The 24,061-nt window shown below is 45.0% G+C and carries 19 protein-coding genes; 7 read left to right on the plus strand and 12 right to left on the minus strand.

Annotated elements, in window-relative coordinates; translation table 11 throughout:
- Nucleotides 1–73: 73 nt before the first annotated feature.
- Together NCI00_RS27025 and pyrF are read left to right on the plus strand one after the other, a co-directional pair.
- Nucleotides 74–709, plus strand: a complete 636-nt coding sequence (locus NCI00_RS27025) for a histidine phosphatase family protein (protein WP_253532804.1) — start codon at nucleotides 74–76, stop codon at nucleotides 707–709.
- A gap of 2 nt (nucleotides 710–711) precedes the next feature.
- Nucleotides 712–1,611, plus strand: a complete 900-nt coding sequence (pyrF, locus tag NCI00_RS27030) for an orotidine-5'-phosphate decarboxylase (protein ID WP_253532806.1) — start codon at nucleotides 712–714, stop codon at nucleotides 1,609–1,611.
- Between the two features lie 16 nt (nucleotides 1,612–1,627).
- On the opposite strand, the gene NCI00_RS27035 is transcribed toward pyrF, so the two are convergent.
- The 4 genes from NCI00_RS27035 to NCI00_RS27050 form a co-directional block, all read right to left on the minus strand.
- A complete protein-coding gene (locus NCI00_RS27035) occupies nucleotides 1,628–2,224 on the minus strand; it encodes a pseudouridine synthase (protein WP_253532808.1) in 597 nt (198 codons plus the stop codon).
- A complete protein-coding gene (locus tag NCI00_RS27040; RefSeq protein ID WP_253532810.1) occupies nucleotides 2,221–2,694 on the minus strand; it encodes an RES family NAD+ phosphorylase in 474 nt (157 codons plus the stop codon). The genes NCI00_RS27035 and NCI00_RS27040 overlap by 4 nt, the downstream gene beginning before the upstream one ends.
- Nucleotides 2,695–2,696: 2 nt before the next feature.
- Entirely contained in the window at nucleotides 2,697–3,113 is a 417-nt protein-coding gene (locus tag NCI00_RS27045; RefSeq protein ID WP_253532812.1) for an Xre family toxin-antitoxin system antitoxin, read from the minus strand.
- A 117-nt stretch (nucleotides 3,114–3,230) separates the two neighbouring features.
- Nucleotides 3,231–4,412: a thiolase family protein gene (locus NCI00_RS27050; RefSeq protein ID WP_253532814.1), complete on the minus strand. Its 1,182-nt coding sequence runs from the start codon at nucleotides 4,410–4,412 to the stop codon at nucleotides 3,231–3,233.
- 97 nt (nucleotides 4,413–4,509) lie between these two features.
- Between NCI00_RS27050 and NCI00_RS27055 the strand changes: the two genes are divergently transcribed.
- On the plus strand, nucleotides 4,510–5,409 hold the full coding sequence (locus NCI00_RS27055; RefSeq protein ID WP_253532816.1) for a DMT family transporter: 900 nt from the start codon (nucleotides 4,510–4,512) through the stop codon (nucleotides 5,407–5,409).
- An 88-nt stretch (nucleotides 5,410–5,497) separates the two neighbouring features.
- Nucleotides 5,498–6,880: a DUF2254 family protein gene (locus NCI00_RS27060; RefSeq protein WP_253532818.1), complete on the plus strand. Its 1,383-nt coding sequence runs from the start codon at nucleotides 5,498–5,500 to the stop codon at nucleotides 6,878–6,880.
- A 50-nt stretch (nucleotides 6,881–6,930) separates the two neighbouring features.
- Here the strand turns inward: NCI00_RS27060 and NCI00_RS27065 are convergent, their stop codons facing one another.
- Complete coding sequence (locus NCI00_RS27065; protein ID WP_253532819.1) at nucleotides 6,931–7,902, minus strand: aldo/keto reductase; 972 nt, start codon at nucleotides 7,900–7,902, stop codon at nucleotides 6,931–6,933.
- A gap of 164 nt (nucleotides 7,903–8,066) precedes the next feature.
- Between NCI00_RS27065 and NCI00_RS27070 the strand changes: the two genes are divergently transcribed.
- The 3 genes from NCI00_RS27070 to NCI00_RS27080 all read left to right on the plus strand — a co-directional run bounded on the left by NCI00_RS27070 (nucleotide 8,067) and on the right by NCI00_RS27080 (nucleotide 14,310).
- Nucleotides 8,067–10,520: an AsmA-like C-terminal region-containing protein gene (locus NCI00_RS27070; RefSeq protein ID WP_253532820.1), complete on the plus strand. Its 2,454-nt coding sequence runs from the start codon at nucleotides 8,067–8,069 to the stop codon at nucleotides 10,518–10,520.
- Between the two features lie 186 nt (nucleotides 10,521–10,706).
- The gene (locus NCI00_RS27075; RefSeq protein WP_253532821.1) at nucleotides 10,707–12,125 is read left to right on the plus strand and encodes an inorganic phosphate transporter; all 1,419 of its coding nucleotides are present in this window, start codon (nucleotides 10,707–10,709) and stop codon (nucleotides 12,123–12,125) included.
- A 157-nt stretch (nucleotides 12,126–12,282) separates the two neighbouring features.
- Nucleotides 12,283–14,310, plus strand: coding sequence for a CHU_0125 family OmpA-like outer membrane integrity protein (locus NCI00_RS27080; protein ID WP_253532822.1), 2,028 nt, complete (start codon nucleotides 12,283–12,285; stop codon nucleotides 14,308–14,310).
- Between the two features lie 52 nt (nucleotides 14,311–14,362).
- Here NCI00_RS27080 and NCI00_RS27085 read toward each other — a convergent pair whose 3' ends face one another.
- From NCI00_RS27085 to NCI00_RS27115, 7 genes are all read right to left on the minus strand, one after another.
- Nucleotides 14,363–14,782: a DUF1801 domain-containing protein gene (locus tag NCI00_RS27085; RefSeq protein WP_253532823.1), complete on the minus strand. Its 420-nt coding sequence runs from the start codon at nucleotides 14,780–14,782 to the stop codon at nucleotides 14,363–14,365.
- 4 nt (nucleotides 14,783–14,786) lie between these two features.
- Nucleotides 14,787–16,736 carry a heavy metal translocating P-type ATPase gene (locus tag NCI00_RS27090; protein WP_253532824.1) on the minus strand — a complete coding sequence of 650 codons (1,950 nt, stop codon included), beginning with the start codon at nucleotides 16,734–16,736 and terminating at the stop codon, nucleotides 14,787–14,789.
- 15 nt (nucleotides 16,737–16,751) lie between these two features.
- Nucleotides 16,752–17,375 (minus strand): hypothetical protein, encoded by a 624-nt coding sequence (locus NCI00_RS27095; protein WP_253532825.1) that lies wholly within the window; start codon nucleotides 17,373–17,375, stop codon nucleotides 16,752–16,754.
- A gap of 23 nt (nucleotides 17,376–17,398) precedes the next feature.
- Nucleotides 17,399–20,551 carry an efflux RND transporter permease subunit gene (locus tag NCI00_RS27100; protein WP_253532826.1) on the minus strand — a complete coding sequence of 1,051 codons (3,153 nt, stop codon included), beginning with the start codon at nucleotides 20,549–20,551 and terminating at the stop codon, nucleotides 17,399–17,401.
- Between the two features lies 1 nt (nucleotide 20,552).
- Nucleotides 20,553–22,364, minus strand: a complete 1,812-nt coding sequence (locus tag NCI00_RS27105) for an efflux RND transporter periplasmic adaptor subunit (RefSeq protein ID WP_253532827.1) — start codon at nucleotides 22,362–22,364, stop codon at nucleotides 20,553–20,555.
- The gene (locus tag NCI00_RS27110; RefSeq protein ID WP_253532830.1) at nucleotides 22,361–23,551 is read right to left on the minus strand and encodes a TolC family protein; all 1,191 of its coding nucleotides are present in this window, start codon (nucleotides 23,549–23,551) and stop codon (nucleotides 22,361–22,363) included. The genes NCI00_RS27105 and NCI00_RS27110 overlap by 4 nt, the downstream gene beginning before the upstream one ends.
- Before the next feature lie 112 nt (nucleotides 23,552–23,663).
- Complete coding sequence (locus NCI00_RS27115; protein ID WP_253532832.1) at nucleotides 23,664–24,017, minus strand: hypothetical protein; 354 nt, start codon at nucleotides 24,015–24,017, stop codon at nucleotides 23,664–23,666.
- Between the last annotated feature and the right edge of the window lie 44 nt (nucleotides 24,018–24,061).

Here is a 24,061-nt window from a genome sequence, read left to right on the forward strand (position 1 = left end):
GACTAACATTTTCTTTCTGCACAAAACTACAAAGAACCGTCAAACATACATTAAACTTAAAATTACCCACAAATTGTCTTCAAAAACTATTTATTTGATTCGCCACGGCGAAACAGATTATAATCGTCGCGGCGTAGTACAAGGAAGCGGCATTGATGCCCATCTCAACGAACTTGGTGAAGCACAAGCAAAAGCGTTTTTTGAGGTATATCAAGACATCAAATTTGATAAAGTATACACGTCAAAGTTGATCAGGACGGTACAAAGTGTACGCGGTTTTTTGGATAAGGGGCTGCCGCACGAGGCGTATGAGGGACTGAATGAGATTAGTTGGGGCATTAGAGAGGGGCGCACACCCAACAGCATGGACAACGACTATTATCGTTGGCTGGTGACTAGTTGGCAGCAGGGAAAAACCGATTTGCAGGCCGAAGGAGGAGAAAGCCCCGAAGATGTTCAAAAAAGGCAGTTGCCAGTCATTGACTTGATTCTGGCCCGCCCCGAAGAAAAAACGGTGCTGGTGGCCATGCACGGCCGGGCAATGAGGGTACTTTTAGCCACTATTTTTAATCGACCTTTGCACTTGATGGATGAGTTTCTTCACACTAATTTGGGCTTATATCTGTTGCATTACGATTACAATTCAAAAAGTTTTTCCCTCCAAAAAGAAAACGATATTGCTCATTTACAATCTCTCGAAACCCTCTAATCATGAATCGTACTCAACTGATTGAACAGATAAAACGAAAAAAATCATTCCTCTGTGTTGGCCTTGACCCTGATTTAAAAAAACTCCCCAAGCATATTCTCCGTGAGCCAGATGCCATTTTTGAGTTCAACAAACGGCTCATCGACGCCACCGCCCCTTATGCCGTAGCCTATAAACCCAATATTGCTTTTTATGAAGCCCTCGGCCCGCGCGGTTGGAATAGTTTACAGCGGACTTTAGGGTACATACCCAAGGATTGTTTTACCATTGCCGATGCCAAACGGGGCGACATTGGCAATACGTCCTCGCTCTACGCCCAGGCGTTTTTTGATAAAGGTTCTTCGGGAATGTCGTTTGATAGCATTACGGTAGCTCCTTACATGGGGCGCGATTCGGTCATTCCATTTTTAGAATTTAAAGATAAATGGGTGATTTTGTTGGCCTTGACTTCCAACGAAGGCAGCGCTGATTTTCAAACCATGATGATGAATCCCAAGCTCTCTCGCAATGACGACGATGATTTTGGGCTTTCCAACAGTCAGGTGGTGCTGGATAACGAAAACGAATATTTGTTTGAGCGGGTCGTTCGGGTATCTCAACAGTGGGGAGGGAATGACCGCCTTATGTATGTTGTGGGGGCCACGCAGGCACCCATGTTGCAACAAATCCGTAAGCTAGCGCCCGAGCATTTTCTGCTGATTCCGGGTGTAGGTGCGCAGGGGGGTAGCTTAGAAGAAGTATGTAAATACGGCATGACCAAAGAATGTGGATTGTTGGTCAATGCTTCGCGGAGCATTATTTACGCGTCTTCAGGGATTGATTTTGCCCAAAAGGCGGGCGAGGAGGCAAAACGAATGCAGCAGGAAATGGAGCAGCAATTACAAGTATTTAAGATTATATAAGACACAGGAATGGTTGTTATCTGTTGATTTTTAGCTTTTTAAACAGCCATTCCTTCTCTACTTCAACTACTTCAGCGGGTTGCATTGTGCCTAGTTTAATATCTTCAATGGCCCAACGGACCAAGCGTAGCGTGGGAAATCCCACGGCTGCGGTCATTCGCCTCACTTGGCGGTTTTTTCCTTCATGAAGCGTAAGGGCTATCCAACTTGTCGGAATGTTTTGGCGGACTCTAATCGGAGGGGTGCGCGGTGGTAAAGGTGGTTCATTGACCAATAATTCTACCTTTGCGGGAAGCGTTTGGTGGGGCTTACCATCTATCGAAATTTTTACGCCTTTTTGAAGTTCTTTAAGAGCGGTGTCTGTAATTTGTCCGTCAACCTGCACAAAGTAAGTCCGCTGATGTTTGAATTTTGGATTTAGCAGACGATTGTTGAGAAAAGTGTCGTTGGTTAAAAAAAGCAGTCCTTCACTATCGGCATCTAACCGGCCAACAGGGTACACATCTTTGGCAAAATCAAAAGATAAATCTGCCAACGTAGCCTTGTCGCCCTCGCGTGAAAACTGCGACATCATGCCGAAGGGCTTGTAAATGAGGAAATAATGGTATTTCATTTGAAAAGACGGCTATCGAAGGAGAAAGGGATAATTTCTACAACTTTTGCTTCTTTCATGCGGGGATGATTTGGATTGATAAGGTAGTTGAAGGACATTGGTACAATAACAGAAGGTAATGCAATCGTTAAATGCGTTTGTTGGGCAAACCAATTCTCCGTAAATTGTTGAGTAGCGGCTGATATATGAACATCGGCCCAGTTTTCAGGTAATAGTTCAGTATTCACCTGAAAAATAGAGTCTGACGGGATTTCGATTGTTGCCAAAACGTGCTTAGGTAAGTCATCAAGGTAGATTTCTTCAATATGCACTAACGTTTCTAAAAGAGCTAATTCTGGAGAAGCAGAAGTGTAAACAACGGCATTGCCAATGGTGTTCCAACGACCCCCAAACAGTTCTGCGCCATATCCCGATAAAATGTTTTCGATGGAAGAAAACCTCGCTTTCTGAAGACGAAACACTTGAATCATTGTTAGATATACACGCTGTGTTCAATGCGTCCTAAGGCAGTTTCAACGATTTGCATACCAGTTATTGTATTGAGTAGGGCAAGTGGGGCTTCACCATACATAGTGCGCAGGGGTCGTCGCATCCAACGCTTAAACTTTTCCCGTTCTTCAAACACTTCTTCTCCGTATTGAAGTAATTTCTTTAACTGCAAAAGTCGGTCAGAGGCACTTACATCAAGGCGTGCTTCCTCTTTATATCGGTGATAGGTACGTTCTGAAAGGTTAAGGATTCGTGCCATTTCACGGTCGGTCAGGCCATAAACTTCTGCCAACGCATCGGCGTCGTCTTTGGTGAGACCTTCGCGGGTTTTTTCGATGAGCAAAAAAGGATCATCGAAGGTCAGCAGCATGAAGGTTGATTTTCTTGATGGCGCTATCATGGTAGTGTGCTATTTGACACAAAGATAAGTGACATTTGGCACATAGTCAAATTTACTACCAAAAAGTCACCTATGGATTTTTCTCATAAGTGACTCATTAAATAGGTAGAACGCTGGTTAAACCTTTTCAATGATAATCGCCGATGCGCCACCACCGCCGTTGCAAATAGCGGCAAGACCGTATTTGCCGCCTTTTTGGTTCAATACATTTTGGAGGGTGACCACAATACGCGCCCCCGAGCACCCTAATGGATGGCCTAGCGATACGGCGCCACCAAACACGTTGGTTTTTTCATGCGCAATGCCCATTTCTTTCATAAATGCCATCGTCACTACGGCAAACGCCTCATTTACTTCAAAATAATCAATTTGATCGTTAGTGAGGCCCGCTCTTTTGAGGGCTTTGGGAGCCGCTACCGTGGGAGCGGTTGTAAACCATTCTGGCTCATGCTCGGCATCGGCAAAGGAAACAATGCGGGCCAAAGGAGTAATGCCCAATTCGTTTACTTTTCGTTCGCTCATCAAGACCAGTGCCGCGGCACCGTCGTTGATGGTGGAAGAGTTTGCTGCCGTTACGGTGCCGTCTTTGTTGAAGGCGGGCCGTAGCGTCGGAATTTTATCGAATTTAACGTTTTTGTATTCTTCATCTTGCGTCACTACAATGGCATCGCCTTTGCGCTGAGGTACTTCAACCGAAATCACTTCTTTATCAAAGTAGCCTGCCTGCCATGCTTCGGCGCTGCGTTGATAGGAGGCGATGCTAAAGGCATCTTGCTCCTGTCGCGAGAAACCGTATTTGACGGCAGTAGCATCGGCGCATACGCCCATGGCCATCCCGCCGTAAGCGTCTACCAAACCATCCTTGGCGAGACCGTCGATAAAGGTGCCGTTGCCGTAGCCATAGCCGCGAAAACGGGCCTTGTCGAGATAAAAAGGAGCATTTGACATGCTTTCCATACCACCAGCTACCACCACATCAGCTTGACCCAGTAAAATATCTTGTGCGGCCATCATCACAGATTTCATGCCAGATGCGCATACTTTGTTGACGGTTGTGCAGGTAGCGTATTTGCTGAGGCCTCCCAAAATCGCCGCCTGACGCGCGGGAGCCTGCCCAAGGTTGGCGGATACCACGTTGCCCATGTACACGGCCTCTATCAGTTGTGGGTCGAGGGGCAGAGATGATAGAGCGCCACGAATGGCTGCCGCGCCTAAATTCGTAGCTGAGAGACTAGAAAATGTGCCACCGAAGCTACCAATGGGTGTTCTTACGGCCGAAACAATGTAGACGGATTGCATTAGAGTTGATGAGTTGAAGTGATTTTGGAATGAGTATTAATGCCTGATTTTTTTGATAAGCAAGAACCAAAGGTAAAGGTTTTTCAGTTTAGTCAATATGTCTAAAACGTACTATTGGTTGGGGGCCGCAATGGTTTTTGTAGCGGCTTTTTGCTTTGCACTCAAAGGAATATTTATCAAATTGGCGTATCGTTATGAGATAGATACTATTTCACTTTTGACACTCAGGATGGGGCTTTCGTTCCCTATTTATGCATTTTTTGCCTTTCGCCTTACTGCACAAGAAACCAATGTTCGGTTTACCATAAAAGATTGGTTATGGGTAGCAGGTTTGGGAATTACGGGGTATTATTTTTCAAGTTATTTTAATTTTTTGGCGTTTAATTACATCAGTGCGGGACTAGAACGAATCCTCTTGTTTACGTATCCTACGTTTGTATTGGTTATTAACGCCATTTTTAGAAGAAAACGTGTAACCAAACTGCAAATGGCGGCCTTGGGCTTAACCTACTTTGGGATTTTGGTGGCATTTCTGCAAAACATTGAGCCGGGGCAGCAAAAAAACCTCATTTTAGGTGCTTTTTGGGTTACATTGAGCGGGTTGGTTTATGCGTTTTATTTGGTAGGAGGTGATAAAATCATTCCCAAAGTAGGCTCGCAGAAATTTACGAGCTACGCCATGCTTGCCGCCACCATTCCTACCGTTTTACATTGTTATGCCGTCAACGGTCTCGAAATTTGGCATTATCCGCCGCAGGTATATTGGATTGGAATCACGATGGCCATTGTGGTTACGGTACTGCCTACGTTTGCGTTGGCGGAGGGAATCAAGCGGGTAGGAGCAGGAAATGCGTCTATTATTGCCAGTATTGGTCCCATTTTTACGATTTTTCTGGCTACCACTATTTTAGACGAACAAATTACTGCACTTCAGATTTTCGGAACATTGCTGGTGCTTGTGGGTGTATTTCTGATAAGTTGGAAAGGTAAAAAGTGAATTAGGAAAATGCTGATAATCGCCTAATTTTGACCCGATTTCATTTTGTCGTACGCTTCAACATTGGAGTTGTTTTTTTCTTAATCGTATGTTTTTTCGCCGCATTTATCAATTTCATGAACGAATCAAGTCAAATTGGCTGTGGTTGGTTTTGACTTCTTATTTGATTACCGCTCTGTTGACGCTTGGCCTCCACGCTTGGCGACCGGGGGAGGCAGGAGTGCTTTTGGATGGGTTTTTGACGGCTCTGGCAGGCATTTTAACCACGATTGTAGTAACTACTTTTTCGTTTGTATTTGTGGCACTGCAATTGGCTTCGGTTCAGTTTTCACCGCGTATCATACGGTCTTTTTTTGAATATGATCAATTTAGCCGCTTTTTTCTGTGGTCATTTCTGGCGTGTGTAGCGTACCTGATGGGTTTACAATATTTTGGGTGGTCAGATGCGGCCCTGATTTATCCCAAATTCGGGATTGTTGGTAGCTTTTACCTGATTATAATGGTGTTTCCGTTATTCATTCATCACATTATTGGCAACATCAACGCGTCCAGTATTACGCATAACATTGCCCTTCGAACCGTTCGGGAAATCGACGAATTGTACGATGCCCTGCCCCCCCTGCCTGAAACAGAAACGGTGATTCGGATTAGGTCACCCATCAGCGGGTACTTGGATTCTTTGCGGTATCAAAAGTTAGCCCAAATTTTTCCCGATGACCGTCATTTTAGAATGGACGTGCGTCCGCACATTGGCAGTTTTGTTATTCAAGGGGGAATTTTAGCCGAAATAAAGTGCCCTTCTGAGAAAAAATCCCTTTTTAAGGCCTTAGAAAAAGAAATGTCAGCTTGTTTTGTGGTGGATAAATTTCGCAGTTATAAACAGGATATTCCCTTCGGAATCAGGCAATTGGTCGATATAGCCATTAAAGCCATCTCGCCAGCCGTCAATGACCCAACTACTGCCCTAAACTGCCTTGATTATCTAGGAACAATCATCGAAAAAGCGGCGTTGAGCGAAACGGTCTCGAAAGAGGCAAAACTGTTGGCCGAGAAAAATATTTTTATTCGGGAATTTAGCTTCGAACAACTCGTGGATTTGGCCTTCGATCAAATTTATTTTTGGGGAAGAGAGGATTACATCGTTGTGAGGCACATTATCAAGACCATCACCAATTTGGTGCCCTTTATGCCTACCTCTGACAGACTTTTGGTCATAGCGCATCAAGTAGATGATTTGGAATTGCAGTACCTCCATACCATAACTCCAGATTCGTCAACAAAGTATGCGGGTTCTTTTGCTAGGTGCGAACACCGAAATAGTCTTCGGGATCATTTGACGGAATTTTATGAAGCCGTCATTAAACGAATCGAGGAGCTGGATGCCAAAGAAGAAAGGATTCAAAAGAAAGTGGCGGTATATAAGCGTTATCTGAAAGACTTGGATTCGAGTCGGGAAGAAGCGCGGTTTTGAAAATAAAATGCTGAAGGCATTGTTTCTGCCTTCAGCATTTTATTTTGCTCCTATTGACTCCAGCTGGTTGGCTCGCGGTCCCAGCGGTGGCCTTTGAGTATTTCGAGCAATTCTGCCTCTAATCCCGTGCCGTCAGAAGAGGCCATATTGGCTTCTACGTTACGAAGTTTGCGCATTCCTGGAATGGTGGTTGCCACATCGGGATTACTTAAAATAAACCGCAGCGCCATTTCTGGCATGGTCATACCCGACGGAATCAGTGGCCGTAGCGCATCGGCGTGTTCGACGCTGGAGTTGAGGTTTTCGGGCACAAAATACGTAGCTCGCCAATCGTTTGAGGGGAATGTGGTTTCTTTGGTCATCGTTCCAGTGAGCGTACCTTCATCAAATGGCACACGGGCAATCACAGCCACGTCCAACTCGCGGCATAACGGAAACAGATTGTCTTCGGGGGCTTGGTCAAAAATATTATAAATGACTTGCACCGACGAAATAAGCCCTGTTTTGAGGGTGTTCAGTACATTATCGGGTTCCCAGCGATTTACGCTGATGCCCCAGTGAAGTACTTTTCCGTCGCGGGTGAGTTGCTCAATCGCTTTTTGCCATTCTTCATGCTGTGCCCAATGGTCTTCCCATACGTGAAACTGCTGTAAATCAATTGTTTCAACGCCGAGATTCCGAAGGCTTTTTTCGGTGTACTCAATAATATGTGAGGCTGGAAAGCATTCTTCCAACGGATACTCTGCTTTGGATGGCCATTTAAAGTTCTTGGGCGGGATTTTGGTGGCCACGTACAGACGTTGGTCTGGATGACGTTTTACTAGTTCGCCGAGGGTTCGTTCGCTTTGCCCGGCACCGTATCCCCAGGCGGTGTCAAAGAAATTACAGCCTAGCTCGACGGAGCGATTCAATGCCGCATTGTATTCATTTTCTTCGGAGCCAGTCCATCCTGCTAGCCCCCACATTCCGTAGCCGATTTCGCTTACCTGCCAATCAGTTCTTCCAAATCTTCTATATTGCATCGTGTTGGTATGATATTTTTATATGATAAAAGTAATGTATATTGTAGTATTACTTTTATATAAAAATGACTTTGGCGCAAAGTGACCATTTTTAGTTTGCAAAGTGCTCGTTATCAATATCTTTTTATTTACGTTTGACAGTTTGTTATTTTTCGGTTTCAAGTATGTCTTTTTCCAAAACAACTCAAATCATCCTTTCCTTATTCGGCGTGTTAGCGGTTGTGATGGGAGGTATGTTGACTTGGGCCTATCAATACCGCGACGACGCTTTTCAGTACATTCTAAAAAAAGCAAATCAAGAGATTAATGGTCGGTTGACGGCCCGTGATTTTGGTTTTACGCCTTTTGCTAACGGAATTGGCTTCTCTTTCTCGCTTTTTGATGTTCATTTGCAAGATACGGCTTATGCAAGGCATCGTGCAGAATTTCTTTTTATTCAGCAACTTACGATTCAGGTAGATATGAAAAGCCTGTTTAAAAAAGAATTTCAGATTAAATCAGTTTGTTTGAAAGAAGGTAAAATCAATATCCTTGTCGATAAAGAAGGGTACAGTAATCTCAGCGTTTTTCGTCCACGAGATAGCTTGTCAGTAGGCCAAAAGAGAGACTCTGCATCCCTCAATAAAGTAATTGGAAATTTAAAGGATGTGTGCCTCAAAAATGTGTCTTTCTCTTTGGAAAACATCCGCAAAGACCAACACATTGCCTTAAAAGCCGGAGAGTTGACCAATTACGTCAACCGAAGGGATACGCTTTGGGAGTTGGAGTTGAAAGGGAATGTCTATTTTGATGAAATGGCGTTCAATAAAAAGCGGGGTGCGTTTCTGAGCCATAAACCCACCGAATTGGATATGAACATGACGTTTAGCTCTCAAACGTCCTTTTTGCGCATTTTTCCTTCCAAAGTCAAAGTCTATGACGATACATTTGAATTGAAAGGCAGCTTTGATTTTGCACCTCAAGGCCACGCTCGCCTTGAAATTAAGACTGATACAATTCACGCGACGCGGGCATTGGCGATTATCCCCAAACGGTTAGCCGATACAATTAGTCGGTTTAATATTTTGCCAGTCGTAACTGCTACAGTTCGGTTGGATGCACCGTTGTTTCAACGGGAAAACCCAACGGTGTCAATTGATTTTCAGACCAAAAGGTTTAATTATGAAAGCCCCATTGGCGCTATACTAAATGTATTGGCAACGGCCCATTTTACCAATCAGGCCAATCCTGCGCTGCCGGCAAGTGATCAAAACTCCCGCCTGATTGCCAAGCATATAACGGGTCAATTGTATGGAAATATCCCGTTGAACACCTTTTTTACGGTCACTGATTTTGAGGCACCCTTTCTGTCCATGGAGGGCAATTTTAAAGCAGATTTGCCCCAATTAAATTCATTGTTTGACGAGCATTACTTTAGATTAAATGCAGGAAAAGCACTTATCAGTTATTGTTATACGGGCAAAATGAATCCTATCTTTAACGAAAAAACCAATGAATTGAATGGGAAGTTGGACGGGAACGCCAAACTCGAAAATGCCGCTTTTACGTATTTTCCTCAACGAATGAATTTTACCCGTATGTACAGCACTATCCGATTCAATGAAAAAACGGTCGATTTGTCCTACCTACATTTTAACCACCGCCGAAACAAAATTCGGATAAGTGGCAAAGTGACGGGGCTGTTGCCTTATGCGTTCAATTCGTCCGATAAAGTCAATGGATACATAGCTCTGTTTACGCCAGATTTGGGCTTGGATTGGATTCGAGATTATAACAAAACACTTTCCAGAAAAAACAATAAACTTTTTACCAAATTGATTGCCAAAATCGCGTCACAGCTTGAGTTGAAGGCGGTGGTGATGGCTAAAAAAGTGCATTATCGTAAGTTTGAAGCGACAAATGTAAAAGGGCGTATCTACTTCAGTGAGAAATCAGTAAAATGTGAAAATGTAAAAATGAACGCCTTTGGCGGTGATTTTCAAGTCACTGGAGGGATTGAGGATTTTGATCGTCCAGTGCACCGTCTATATGCCCGGGGAAATGTAAATCATGCAGATGTTCAAAAGGTTTTTTATGCATTTGAAAATTTTGGCCAGACCACCATTTCGGACCGTAATCTCAGCGGAAAAATCAGCACGGATTTCACTTACAGCAGTCAACTGACGACCTCATTTAAGTTTGTACCTGCGAGCATGAAAGGGCGCCTTTCATTTGAGCTTTCCAATGGTGAACTGAATCATTTTGAGCCTATTCAACGGATTCAAAGGATATTTTTTAGAAAAAGAGATTTTGAAAACGTGCGGTTTGAGAACATCAAAAACCAGTTTATTCTTCAGGGACAAGAGATAAATATGGAGCAAATGAAAGTCGAATCTAGCGTGCTGACCTTTTTTGTGGGAGGTACCTACAGTTTCAGAGATAAAACGGACTTGTTGGTGCAGGTACCGCTAAGTAACCTGAAACGGAGCAACGATGATACCATAATGCATAACTTAAATGGAAATAATTTGGTCATAAGGGCTTTGGACGAAAAAGGGGAAATCAAATTGAAATATCAATTGGATTGGCGCAAGAAGCTAAGACGGGCCGACCGACCAGACTCGCCGCACTTAAACTAAGATAACCTTTATTTTTGAAAGATGGTGTTAACAATTTCTTAACATACGCCTCAAAAGTTTACTTTACCTTTGCCCTCAAAACCTAACTTAATAAACACATAAGTAGATAGTTTACATAGGTGTAAGCCTTTAATTATCAAAAAGAAGGTGAAAAGTGAACTATAAACGATAAACTACGAACTCCCCATGTTTGGCTTAGAAACAGACATTTTTATTCTTCTCTGTATTTGCATTTTATGCGCCTGTGCTTTTGAATTTGTCAATGGTTTTCACGATACCGCCAACGCCGTTGCTACCGTTATTTACACCAATTCCCTCAAACCTACCACCGCCGTTATCTGGTCGGGTTTTTGCAATTTTTTGGGCGTTATTTTGGGAGGGATTGCCGTGGCAATGGGAATTGTGAACCTTTTACCCGTTGAGTTGCTCATTGACCAAAATGTATATCACAGCATCGCTATGGTGCTTGCGTTGCTATTGAGCGCCATCATCTGGAATTTTGGAACTTGGTATTTTGGATTGCCCTCTTCGAGCTCGCATACGTTGATTGGCTCTATCTTGGGAGTCGGTTTGGCGTTTTCGGTGATGCCCGAAGCCACCGACGGTGCGGGCGTAAACTGGGGCAAGGCCACCGAAATCTTTGGGTCGTTGCTATTGTCGCCGTTGGTTGGATTTAGTTTGGCCGTTATTCTCATGTTTGTATTGCGGCGTGCCTTGAGTAAAGAAGCCCGCGAACAAGTATTTAGTGAACCTAAGAAAAACCAAAAGCCGCCTTTGTGGATTCGAATTGTGCTGATTGTAACATGTACAGGGGTAAGTTTTTTCCATGGTAACAACGACGGTCAGAAGGGAGTGGGGCTAGTTATGCTGATTTTGATTGGTATTGTACCCACGTATTTTGCACTTAACAATGAAGTGGACCCTAAGTCACTGAAGCAAAATTTGGTGACTATCGAACAAACATTGGCGAAGATTGATACCACATTGCTAGGAATCGAAGAGAAAAAACAACTCTCAAAAATCAGAAGTAGCAGCAATGACCTGAATACCTTAGTGGTGCACACCACAGAAGGGAAAATACGGCAGGATGAGCGCCTGAATGCGCGCCGTGATATATTGGTGATTAACAGCAATTTGAAAAAACTGACTGAAAGTGCTTCGGCCAACCTTAGTGAGCAGGATAAAGCGTCTATCAAAGAAAATACCGATGATAAAAAAGGACTACGGCGGTATACCGATTATGCACCTTTCTGGGTTGTTTTGATGATTTCACTTTCGTTGGGTTTGGGTACGATGGTAGGTTGGAAACGTATTGTAGTGACCGTGGGCGAAAAAATCGGTAAGTCGCACCTTACCTACGCGCAGGGCGCATCGGCGGAGCTAGTAGCGGCCAGTACGATAGGCTTGGCATCTGGATTGGGACTTCCCGTGAGCACTACGCACATGCTCTCGTCGGGGATTGCGGGCACGATGGTGGCCAGCAAAGGAATCAAAAACCTGCAAGCCAAAACAGTTCGAAATATTTTGCTTGCGTGGGTTTTGACGTTACCCGTTTCTATTTTTCTGTCGTTTACACTCTACGTATTTTTCCGCTGGATTTTATAACTTAAAAATACTGACGGAAATATCTTTTAAAAACCTGACGGAATTTCGACTCCGTCAGGTTTTTTTATGCAACATTTGAGTACTATTTCGCGTTAAAGTTTAGCAGAAATTAATCATTTTGCTAACTTAGCCGCTTACGCATCGCACCTGACTTATTATGCAAAAGCATACATTCATATCCGGCTTGGCCTTTGTGGGTTTAATGGCCATTTTGACCGCGTGTAATTCTACACAATCTATTTTTAAACAGGGAGTTCGCAAGTTTGACAACGGTGAATACAGCCTGGCAATTAAGGATTTACAGACGGCAGTTACCGCTGGTTACGAACTTGGTCGTGCCAATTATCTCATTGCTGAATCGTTTCGCATGTCGAATCGTTTTGAGTTGGCGGTTCCGTATTATCAAAAAGCCTTAGAAAATGGGATAACCAATCCAGAAGCTCCTTTTAATTATGCCTTTGCACTCAAAGCCGCTGGCAAATACGCCGAAGCCGCCGCTCAACTCGAAAAATACATCGCGAGCAACCCTACCAATAAAGTAGCAACTGAAAAAGCAAACCGTGAGTTGTATACGCTCAAAGCGATTGACATTATTCAGCAGAAAAAGACCTTTTACCAAATCAAGAATTTGGAGAAACTCAATACTGCTGGCGCGGAATTTTCGCCTTTCGTCAAAGATGAAGACTTGATTTTTGCCGCTACCCGCAAAGAGACCCAGTACAAAAACAACGGTATGCCAATGACGGGGATTTATAAAGTGAAATTGGCGGAAAACTATGACGAAACAGGTGGAGAACCCGAAATATTCAGTCCTGCCTTATTTTTGGAAGGGGTCAATGAAGCCAACGTTACGTTTACCAAAGACGGAAAAACCGTTGTGTTTGCGCGCGGAAATACGGGTAAAAAGAAAGGAACGGCCGATGTAGATTTGTACCTGAGCCGCTTTGCGAGTAATAAATGGACCGAGCCGCGCCTGATTCCAGTCAGTGATTCAGCCGCTTGGGACGGAAGCCCTGCCTTTTCGCGCGACGGGCGGACTTTGTATTTCTGTTCCAATCGTCCTGGTGGCGTAGGAGGAATTGATATTTATCGAGCCAATATGGATGCCTCTGGGCGTTTCAGTAAGCCCGTCAATATGGGTAAAGATATCAATACGCCTGGCGATGAGATGTTTCCGTACGTAGGCCCCGATGCGAAACTGTATTTCGCGTCTGATGGTCACCCGGGCTTAGGCAAACTGGATTTATTTGTGGCAACACGTTCACAAGGGGTAATTACCATCGAAAACCTCGGTGCCCCCATCAATTCTCGCTTTGACGATTTCGGGCTGGTCTATCTTGATGAAGATATGAAATATGGTTTCTTCTCCTCCAACCGAGTGGGTGGTAAAGGAGATGACGATATTTATGCCTTTGAAGACGAAAGCGTAGGATTGGATTCTACCCAAATTGCCGAGCTTGAAAAACTGCCTCTGGATGACCCTCGTCGCCGGACGGTGGGTAAGCCCGAGCCGCCTAAAATTGTTAATTACTATTTGGCAGGAACTATTTCATCCAATGAAACACCAGCAGCGTTGCTCGATTCGGCCATTGTAAAAATATTTGAAATCAGTGCCGATAGCTTGGTAGGGCAAGGCATTTCAACTGGTGGTGGTGTATTTGGTACGTTTCCGCTGGAAGAAGGCAAGGATTATTCGTTGTTGATTGAAAAGCGGGGATACATCACTAAACGCGAGCCATTTACGATGGCGGGCAAATCCATTCCGCAAATTTTCCGTAAGAAGCTGACGATGGATACCACGTTTTATGTAGCGCTGAAAATGGACCGTTTGGCGGTGAACAAGACCTTTGTTCTCGAAAATATTTATTACGACTTGGATAAATTCAATATCCGTTCAGATGCGGCCGTTGAACTTGATAAATTGGTTCAAATCCTGAAAGATAACCCTACCGTAAGTATTGAGCTGAGTTCGCATACGGATGCGCGTGCTTCGGAGAGCTACAACAACAAACTATCGCAAAATCGGGCACAATCGGCGGTGGATTATATCGTGACGAAAGGAATTGAAAAAGAACGATTGATTGCCAAAGGTTATGGTGAGTCGCGGTTGATTATCAAGGAGGCCAAAACCGAAGAAGAACACCAGAAAAACCGCCGTACCGAGTTTACGATTTTGAGTTATTAAGAAAATGGAGTTTTAAGGAATTAATTGGGTAGAGACGCATAATCATGCGTCTCTACTTTTTTTTACGCGTTCCAAAAATGATTTTGGCGAAGGTTTTCTCGGGCTGAGTTTCATTAATCAGAATGGCTTCCTGTACAATTTCCAGAAAGGCATCTTCTATGGCCTTGAATTCCTGAAGGTTGCGTACCGTAACTCCCCGAATTAGCTTGCGGCCTTTATCTTCCAACAATCCCTGCTCGTTTGACAACAAAAACCCTTTTACAAAGCCAATTTCAACGCCTTTCGTTTTGTGGATTTTTCCAAAATAACAGACGTAGTCTAGGCAAATAAAAAAAATGGTATTGCTGTACATAAACTTTTCTCGCATTTTTGGGTGGGAGACCAGCAATAACTGCCGAATGTATTGGAGTACCTGTCGGATTTCGGGGGTTTGATTGGCAAAAAAATCGTCGATGTCTGAATACGTGGTCATGCCTTTAGGAGAGGGTTTTGGATTGAATTCTGTAAGCATTCAAAATCGCCAATAACGCTACGCCTACGTCAGCAAAAACGGCTTCCCAAAGGTTGGCCACACCGCCAGCTCCTAGTGCCATAACGGCTATTTTTACGCCCATTGCCAAGATAATGTTTTGCCAAACAACTTGTTTGGTGAGTTTGCCGATTTTAATGGCGACCACAATGCGCGAAGGCTGGTCATTTTGAATCACAATATCAGCGGTTTCAATGGTGGCATCCGAGCCTAAGCCGCCCATGGCGATGCCAGCATCGGCAAGGGCCACGACAGGCGCATCATTGACCCCATCGCCAACGAACGCGATGCGTTTGCCCGCGTTTTTAAGCTCCTGTACTTTTTGTACTTTATCTTCGGGAAGTAAATCGCCGTAGGCGGTTGAGATGTGCAGTTGATCGGCTATTTTTTGAACCACTGCCGTTTTATCGCCCGACAGCATAATGGTCTCAATGCCTAGTTTTTTTAAATCGGCTACGGTTTGGGCGGCATCGTCTTTTACTTCATCGGCAATGGTAAGATAACCAACATATTGATTATCAATACCGACAGCGACGATGGTGTCAACGATTTGTTCCAGCTCGGTGGGATAGGTAATGTTGAATTTTTGCAGAAGTTTAAGATTGCCGCACAGAACGGTTTTGCCAGCAACGATTCCTTTTAAACCCTGTCCCGCGACCTCTTCTACCTTTTCAACGTGGGGTGTTTGGGTTTTTTCATGGGCATATTCCACGATGGCTTTGGCAATGGGGTGTGTTGAGGACTTTTCCAGCGCGGCTACCGTTTGAATAAATTCCTGTTCGTCAAGGCTTGTTTTTATTTCCTGAACCTTGAAAACCCCTTGGGTGAGGGTCCCCGTTTTGTCAGAAACAACGGTGGTTAACTCGGTCATTACATCCAAAAAATTAGAGCCTTTCACCAAAATTCCATGACGAGAAGCCAGTCCGATTCCCCCAAAATAGCCCAGTGGAATGGAGACCGTTAAGGCGCACGGGCATGCAATCACCAGAAAAACCATGCCTCGGTACAACCATTCTTTGAATTGATAGGTATCCACAAAAAAGAAAGGAAAGAGAATCACCGATAATGCCAAGAAGAAAACAATGGGTGTATAAACTTTGGCAAAACGGCTGATAAACAGTTGTGTAGGGGCTTTTCGGGCGGTAGCGTCCTGTACCATAGACAAAATGCGCGAAAGCTTAGAGTCCTTGAAAGCGGTCGAAACCTGCATTTCAATGACCGTCTCTAAGTTAATCATTCCCGCCAATACGGCATCACCAGCGTGTTTGGTATCGGGGCGAGATTCTCCTGTGAGGGCGGAGGTATTGAAAGTAGCTTTTTGAGTAAGTAGTGTACCATCAAGCGCAATTTTTTCCCCCGCTTTTACCATAATCATTTCCCCGATTGCCGCATCAGAAGGGTGAATTATCTGATGATTTCCATTGCGTACAACAGTAACTGAATCGGGACGAATATCCAATAAGGCTTTGATAGAACGTTTGGAACGATTTACCGCCAGACTTTGAAACAACTCGCCGATTTCATAAAAGACCATTACGGCCACGCCTTCGCTGTATTCGCCAATGTAAAAAGCACCGAGTGTCGCGATTGACATTAAGGTAAATTCGTTGAAAAAATCGCCGCGTTTTATTGCGCGAAAAGCGCGTTCGAGGGTAGGATAACCCGCCAATAAGTAGGCCGCCACCATCAGGCCTATCTCTACGGGTTGAGTCAGTTCGTAGGATAAGACAAATGTTAGCAGCAGAAAACCTATCAAAATAGCCAAGCTCAACCACAATCGCCAATAGATTTGCAGGAGACTTTCTTCAGGGGCTTTTGAGTGATTATGTTCGTGGGTAGGCTTATTGGCTTTTTCGGGAGCTTGTTGCGCCAAAGGTACACTATTGGTATTTTTCATAAGAAATGCCTTTTTTTAGAACTCAATAAAGAAATTTAAAATGGCTAACCCAATGAGTGTGAGACCTGTAATAAGATTCTCGTTGTGTTCAAACCAGTGCGCATTGACTAATCGTAAACCACGGCTCGCTACCCAAACCATCAGAATCATTCCTGCCAACGTAACCACGTTGTAAATCAAAGCAACTAAACCCAAAGCCTGCCATCCCAACGCGCCCGCACTCAGGAAGTAGGCGTTGATTTCCATGCAAGGCGATAAAAACATGCCCACACAAAGCGATAAAAGCAGGGTTTTGAACGATTTTCCATTAATGGCAGCGGGGTCAATGTGCTCGTGAGTATGCGAATGGCGAATGTGTTGCATCAAATACCAAAGGCCTAACATCAACAAAACCGCAGGAATAACGCTTTCGGCAAGCTCGTGGTAGCTTTCTGACAATTCGTAGCCCGCATATCCGATGATAAGCCCCAAAATGCTTGTGCTGACGGTATGGGCCAAGCCCGCTAAACCCGTCACGGCCAGCGTGCGGCTTTCAGACCAATGTTCGGTTTTGCCGATGGTCACAAAAGGCAGCCAGTGGCTAGGAATCAGCGCGTGTAAAATGCTTAAAATCAAAGCGCCAAAGAGGATTTCATTCATTTGTTTGCGAGTTAGGGTGATTGTTAGGTCAAATCATCTTTTGTTATTTCTCTAAAATAAGTTTCCAATGCTTTTTTACCAAACGTATAGAATACCACGGGCGTTACAATAATATCCAAGAATGTACTCGAAAGCAGCCCGCCCAGAATAACCGTTGCAACGGGGTAAAGTATTTCTTTGCCCGCCGCTTGTGGGTCGAGCGTGAGCGGAACGAGCGCCAAGGCGGCTACCAGCGCCGTCATTAATACTGGGACAAGCCGTTCGAGAGAACCTCGGATAATCATGGGTTTGCCGAATGTTTCACCTTCTTTTTCTACCAAGTGAATGTAGTGGGAAATCATCATAATCCCATTTCGACTCGCGATGCCCGTGAGTGTGATAAACCCAACCAGCGTAGCAACCGAAAAAGTACCACCCGTAAGCATGACCGCTACCACACTGCCAATCAACGCGAGCGGAATATTGAGCATGATTTGTAATACGATGGCGATGGATTTGAAATGCGAATAAAGCACCAAAAAAATGGCCAAAATCGAAAAAATGGCTAAAAATATAATCAATTGCGAGGCCGACTCCTGACTCTCAATCAAGCCTGAATACACAATAAAATAGCCTTGAGGCAACGGCACTTTGCTCATTTTCTGCTTGATTTCTTCAACCGTACTCCCCAAATCGCGCTCCTGCACATTGGCCGAAACCACCATCCGACGTTGGGTATTTTCGTGTACCACCTGATTGACGGTCATGGTTTGTTCAATATCCGCAATTTGATGCAGCGGAATAAGCTCACCTTCGGACGTGGAGATTTGGGTATTTCGGATGGCTTCTAAATTGCTGCGCTCGCGCTCGTTGGTACGAATCAGGATGTCAAATGATTTTTGCCCTTCGTAGATTTGCCCCGTTATCTTTCCGTTATAAAATACTTCCAATTCTTCGGTGACTTTTCCGGCCTGTAATCCAAAACGTTGCAGGTCATTGCGCCGTACCCGAATCAACAATTGGGGCACCAGCGTTTGGCGTTCGATGGCAAGGTCAGTGACACCCTCTACCCCTTGCATGGCAGCCTGCACCCTCTGAGCCGTAGAGCGCAGTTCGGCCAAATCGTTTCCGTAAATCTTCAACACAACCTGCGCCTGAACCCCCGACAGCAAATGCTCAATGCGGTGAGAAATCGGTTGCCCCACGCCCACGGAAACACCCTTTAAAATGCTCAGCTTTTTGCGAATATCGGCAATGATTTCGCTACGACTCCGCTCAATATCAGGCCGTATTGTGACATCAATTTCCGACCGACTCACGGGTTCAACGTGCTCGTCCAACTCGGCTCGTCCTGTTCGACGGCTGGCGTATTCCACTTCGGGGATTTGCAGCATCAGTTTTTCGGCCAGCGTCCCTATCTTATTGGATTCCTCAAGCGAAGTTCCTGTGGGGGCAATCAAATTAACGGTAAAAGCCCCTTCATTAAATGGCGGCAAAAACTCAGTTCCAAAAAAAGGAATTGTTCCTAAAGAAATTAAAATCAGCACAATAGCGGTGCCAATAATGGCCTTAGGCCGATTGAGCGACCAATGAAGCAACCGCGTATCTTTTGTTTTTAACCACTTTACCAAACGGGTGTCGGTTTCTGAGGCGGCTAGTGTTGAAATTCGATTCCAAAAGCCTTTTGAGTGCTTACTGGCACTTTTTATTTTTAAAAAATAACTGCACAAGACGGGCGTAAGCGTGAGGGAAACAAACAGCGAAGCGGTAATGGACGTAATGTAAGCAATGCCCAAAGGGGCAAAAATCCGCCCTTCGATGCCTTCCATGTAAAATAGCGGAATAAAAACCAGCACCACAATGACCGTGGCATAGACAATGGAATTTCGGACTTCAGAACTGGCTTCGTAGACCACGCGTAAGGTAGATTTGGGCGTATCGAGTTGCTGATTTTCGCGCAGACGCCTAAACACATTTTCGACATCGACGATGGCGTCATCTACCAATTCACCAATGGCAATAGCCAATCCGCCCAAGGTCAGAGTGTTGATAGATAAGTCAAACGCTTTGAAAATCAGAGCAGTAATGACCAATGATAACGGGATGGCTGTCAAGGTAATGACGGTGGTGCGGAGATTCATTAAGAACAAAAACAGCACAATGACGACCAAAATAAACCCATCGCGGAGCGCTTCTAAAACATTGTCAATGGATGCTTGAATGAATTTGCTTTGCTGAAAAATGGACGGATTTATCGTAATGTCTTTCGGAAGTGACCGTTGAAGTTCGCTACAGGCTTGTTCAATCTGTTTTGTGAGACCGACGGTATTCGCGCCGGGTTGTTTTTCTACCGCCAATATCACGGCGGGCTTTCCGTTGATGCTGCCGTCGCCTCGTTTGAAGGCAGAGCCAAATTTGACATCGGCCACCTGAGATAGTAGAATCGGCACACCGCCCTGACTTGTGACTACGGTATTGGCCAAGTCTTCCAACGATTGGGCGCGGCCAATGTTACGAATCAAAACCTCGCTTCCGTATTCATAATAAAAGTTTCCCGACGTGTTTTGAGAAGCTTTTGAGAGCGCATTTTCAACTTGGTCCAAACTTACCTTGTACTGCTTGAGCCTTTGACCAGAAACTTGTACTTGATACTGACGCCGCTCGCCACCAATCGGAATGACTTGAGATACGCCTTTGATACTCAATAACCTGCGCCGAATGCTGAAATCTGCCAACGTTCGAAGGTCGGCGGGGTTGGTGGTATCGGCGCTCACGCCTACGTACATAATCTGCCCCATGACGGAGCTAATGGGCCCCATGATGGGTGTGATTCCGTTGGGCAATTGCACCGTTTGGAGCTTTTCAGCCACCAGTTGACGAGCTTTGTAAATCTCAACATTCCAGTCAAACTCCACAAACACCATTCCCAATCCGATGGCAGAAGTGCTTCGGACAGTTTCTACGCCCGGAGCGCCGTTGAGGGCTGTTTCGACGGGCAATACCACCTGTGTTTCTATTTCTTCGGGTGCTAATCCATTGGATTCCAGAAAAACAGTCACCCTAGGGCGATTCAAATCGGGTAAAACGTCGATGGGAAGTTGAAGACTTACGTACACGCCATAGACCAACAACATTGCCGATAATGTGATGATAAACAGACGGTTGTGTAACGAAAACTTAATGATTCTGTCGAGCATATTACCGATTTATAAAGATCATTTTTAATTGATACGTCGAAGCCACCACTACTTTATCATCGTTGTTAATGCCTTTGAGAATGGTCGTAAAGTCGCCGTTGTTGGGGCCCGTGGCTACGTATTGAATTCGGTAATTTTCTGGGGATTCTTTGACGAAAACACAGGGTTTTCCGTTGACTTGGCTCAGGGCTGAATTGGGCAAGGAGAGCGTATTCCCATTCGTTTTCCCCTGAATTCGAATCGACACAAACTCGCCAATTTTAAAATCATCCGTAGGATTTTCTACTTCAAAAAGTGCTTTTTGGGATTGATTGGCATTGACCGACTGCGCAGCGGATAATAGTCGCACGCGGGTTGTACGGTGTTGTCCTGCTTCGCGTTGACAGATAACTTCGTAGCCCGTTGCCGAAAAGAGGCTCTCAGCATCGCGTTCAAATAGCTGTGCTTCCACGTATACTTTGCCTAAATTGGTTAGTTGAAAAACTGTATCTCCCGTCCCAACGGTAGAGCCAATAGCGATACTAAAGGGCGATACCAGCCCGCTGATGGGTGCAACGAGCGGAAAGCGACGATGGGTACCTTTGCCGCCTTGGGCAATGTCGTTGAACACTTTGAGATTTTCCTGTGCTTTTTGCAAGCGTGCTGTGGCCTCTGATACCTCACGCTTGGCGGCAATATCTTCGATTTTTTTGAGGCGGTCATATTCTCGTTGGGCCACAGAAAGTTCGGCTTCAAGGGTATTGCGCTCTACTTGGAGATTTATCAATGCTGTTGCGTCCAAAGTCTGTTCTAAGATGGCTAAGGTCTGGCCTTTAGATACTTTTTGGCCTACCCGCACATTCAGCGAAATGATTCGCCCGGGTTGGGGAGGTTGTACCACCGCCAGCCCCGTGGAAGAAGGAATGACTGTGCCGTTGAGCTGCGTAGTGGGAAGAAAACCACCCGCGCTGACTGGTTGGGTCAAGACTTCAAACAAAAATTGGGTTTCTTTCGGTACTTCAAATACATCGGTCAACGTTGCATTGGCCTGATGGGTATTTTCTCCCTCGTGGTCGTGGTCATGTTGGGCAGAAACAGGCTGGTAATTGGCGAGAGGCAAAAGACAAAATCCTAAAATTAGAATGACAAATAATGTCCGATTTCGGCTTTTCATGACCAAAAACATGACTCCTAACCCTACCAAAAGCCCGCCACCAAAGATGCCCCAAGTTTGCCAATTTCCTAAGGTCACCTGCCATCCGTTGGCTTCGCCGTGGACATGAGCACCTTCGTCATGGCCTACCCTGATTCCTTTCAAAAGAAGCATGTCAGTGCCATTAGTGCCGTTGACGGCCAACGTTAACGTAAAAGTTCTATCGCGCGAGAAAGTGGCGGATATTTCGTAAACTCCTGATTCTTTGGGAGTAATATCAAATTTGGCTTTGCTGTCCAATGAAGTCGTCAATTTCAATGATGCGCCCGCAATGGCTCGATTGGTGGTAGGGTCGGCGAGATAAAGGGTCATTTTTTCGGCTTCGCCAGCATGAAGGTGTTCGTATTTCAGCACTGCTTCATACTTACCTGAAACTGCTTCAGATTTCTGTAGTTTTACCTCTTCTGTCTTTGCCGTTTCTTCGCCGTGGCTGTGGCCGCCGTCACCGTGGTCATGGTCGTGCTGGGCGTAAGCAGAAGTAAGCAGGAAAGATTGGGTAATAAATACGAGGAGTAGCAACCCTGTATATTTTTGTTTGAAGGCTGTATACACTTGGGATAAGAACATGCCTTTGTGTGCCGTGTTCTCTACTCCCATTGCTTTTTTAAGTATCTTTTTCATAAGTTTCCTGTCAAATAATGAATGGCCAATACTGCTTGATTATAATTTTGTAGGGCTTCCAAATAGCGTAGTTTGATGGCGTAGGCGTCGTTGGTAGTGCGTAAAAAATTGGTGTAGTCGGTTTGACCGTTTTCAAAAAAACGCTTCGCTGTGCCGATAATCGCGTCGGCTTGGCCCATAGCCACGGTTTCGTAAAAAGTCAGAGAATTGGCCGACGAAGTCAGGTCATCTTGCGCTTGTTGCAACGCCGAGCTAACCGTTTGTTTTTGCACTTCGGTGTTTTGTCGGGCTATCTGTTGCTCAGTTTGCGCGGCATTGATGCGGCTTTTATATTGCCCTGACCACAGCGGAAGGCTGATTCCTGCCCGCCAGCGTAATCCGAAAGCAGCTTCTTGAGTGCCTTGGTTATAATACCCTACCATAAAACCTGGCAGGGCATTGGCGCGCTCCACCTCAACGGCTTTTTTAGTCACGTTTTCCAATTGCTGCGCCACCTGAACCGCGGGGTTTTGGACAATGGTTGAGGTATCCAATGCGGGAGATGGAAGTTTTACTAAAGGCGTGAATACAGAAGCAGAAAGCGAGATTCCCATTAAAATCTCTAATTGTTTTTTCTGACTCGCAATCTGAAATCCAGCAACTCGTGCCTGATTTTTTACCTCTGCTGCTTGTGTTTGGGCGTATAGAAGTGCCAGTTTATCAATGGTTCCCGCATCAAAGTTACGTTGTGCCGCTTGGCTGATTAGGGTATACAAGCTGTCTTGCGAAAGTAGTTGCCGTTGATAAGCTTCGGCCGATTGGATAGCGGAATAAATGGTACGGACGCGGTATTTAAGGTCGTTGGCCGTAATGACCTGTTCTTTTTGAGACAACAGTATTTGCTGCTGCTGTTGTTGATATTGACGGCCGTACACCGTAGGAAAGCGAAACGATTGCTGAACTCCAATGGTATAAAAAACACCCGTTGGGCTATCAAAGGTCAGGTCAGGATTGGGAACGTTACGGGTTGCGCCCAATAGCTGTTCGTTGCGCTGCACGGCCAATGCCGAGGCTTTGATTGCTGGATTTTTCTGCAAAGCGAGATTGACGGCCTCCTCAACAGGCAGCCTGACTTGCCCAAGAATTAGAGGGCTGAATTGCATTATCAATCCAAAAGCAAGAATGGATTTTTGCCAATAGTGTTTCATTGAAAAAAAGCAACTCCAATCCCAAGGAGCGCGTTGGTTCGTACTTCAATGAGGAGGTGTTTTTCCTCAAAATCGGATGAAATGAATTGAATTCAGTGAAAAAAGGGCATAATTATCCCTGTACTGGCAATTTGGGCGGTTGCCAGATGGCAGCAAAAATGCTTGGTGTATAAGAAGATTGGTTGCTAAAAACAAGCGTTTGGGCTGAGCAAATCAGCGATATTATTTGAAGTTCGAAATGAGGCGTAGGAACTGTAAAGCCGCCATTGCAGGTACATTGGCAAAAAGGAGAACAAACGTGATGGTGCTCGTTTTCATTCTCGTCATGGTCGTTGTCGTCTTCGTGTGACGCGTGATGAGAAATCGTTTCTCTATCGGTAATCATACGCAAATCATGGTGATGTGTACACGGAATGCACGACAAAATCACCAGATAGCTTGCCCAAAAGAGTGAAAACCATTTCATGAGGCAAGTTTAAATAAAAAACGGGTGCAACAGGGTTTCAATTT

This window comes from Runella salmonicolor (assembly GCF_024158025.1).
Classification (GTDB): domain Bacteria; phylum Bacteroidota; class Bacteroidia; order Cytophagales; family Spirosomataceae; genus Runella; species Runella salmonicolor.

Bases quoted from the DNA above. Each gene is read 5' to 3' on its own strand.
- pyrF (WP_253532806.1), top strand. From the start codon at position 712: ATGAATCGTACTCAACTGATTGAACAGATAAAACGAAAAAAATCATTC.
- NCI00_RS27035 (WP_253532808.1), bottom strand. From the start codon at position 2,224: ATGAAATACCATTATTTCCTCATTTACAAGCCCTTCGGCATGATGTCG.
- NCI00_RS27040 (WP_253532810.1), bottom strand. From the start codon at position 2,694: ATGATTCAAGTGTTTCGTCTTCAGAAAGCGAGGTTTTCTTCCATCGAA.
- NCI00_RS27045 (WP_253532812.1), bottom strand. From the start codon at position 3,113: ATGATAGCGCCATCAAGAAAATCAACCTTCATGCTGCTGACCTTCGAT.
- NCI00_RS27050 (WP_253532814.1), bottom strand. From the start codon at position 4,412: ATGCAATCCGTCTACATTGTTTCGGCCGTAAGAACACCCATTGGTAGC.
- NCI00_RS27055 (WP_253532816.1), top strand. From the start codon at position 4,510: ATGTCTAAAACGTACTATTGGTTGGGGGCCGCAATGGTTTTTGTAGCG.
- NCI00_RS27060 (WP_253532818.1), top strand. From the start codon at position 5,498: ATGTTTTTTCGCCGCATTTATCAATTTCATGAACGAATCAAGTCAAAT.
- NCI00_RS27065 (WP_253532819.1), bottom strand. From the start codon at position 7,902: ATGCAATATAGAAGATTTGGAAGAACTGATTGGCAGGTAAGCGAAATC.
- NCI00_RS27070 (WP_253532820.1), top strand. From the start codon at position 8,067: ATGTCTTTTTCCAAAACAACTCAAATCATCCTTTCCTTATTCGGCGTG.
- NCI00_RS27075 (WP_253532821.1), top strand. From the start codon at position 10,707: ATGTTTGGCTTAGAAACAGACATTTTTATTCTTCTCTGTATTTGCATT.
- NCI00_RS27080 (WP_253532822.1), top strand. From the start codon at position 12,283: ATGCAAAAGCATACATTCATATCCGGCTTGGCCTTTGTGGGTTTAATG.
- NCI00_RS27085 (WP_253532823.1), bottom strand. From the start codon at position 14,782: ATGACCACGTATTCAGACATCGACGATTTTTTTGCCAATCAAACCCCC.
- NCI00_RS27090 (WP_253532824.1), bottom strand. From the start codon at position 16,736: ATGAAAAATACCAATAGTGTACCTTTGGCGCAACAAGCTCCCGAAAAA.
- NCI00_RS27095 (WP_253532825.1), bottom strand. From the start codon at position 17,375: ATGAATGAAATCCTCTTTGGCGCTTTGATTTTAAGCATTTTACACGCG.
- NCI00_RS27100 (WP_253532826.1), bottom strand. From the start codon at position 20,551: ATGCTCGACAGAATCATTAAGTTTTCGTTACACAACCGTCTGTTTATC.
- NCI00_RS27105 (WP_253532827.1), bottom strand. From the start codon at position 22,364: ATGAAAAAGATACTTAAAAAAGCAATGGGAGTAGAGAACACGGCACAC.
- NCI00_RS27110 (WP_253532830.1), bottom strand. From the start codon at position 23,551: ATGAAACACTATTGGCAAAAATCCATTCTTGCTTTTGGATTGATAATG.
- NCI00_RS27115 (WP_253532832.1), bottom strand. From the start codon at position 24,017: ATGAAATGGTTTTCACTCTTTTGGGCAAGCTATCTGGTGATTTTGTCG.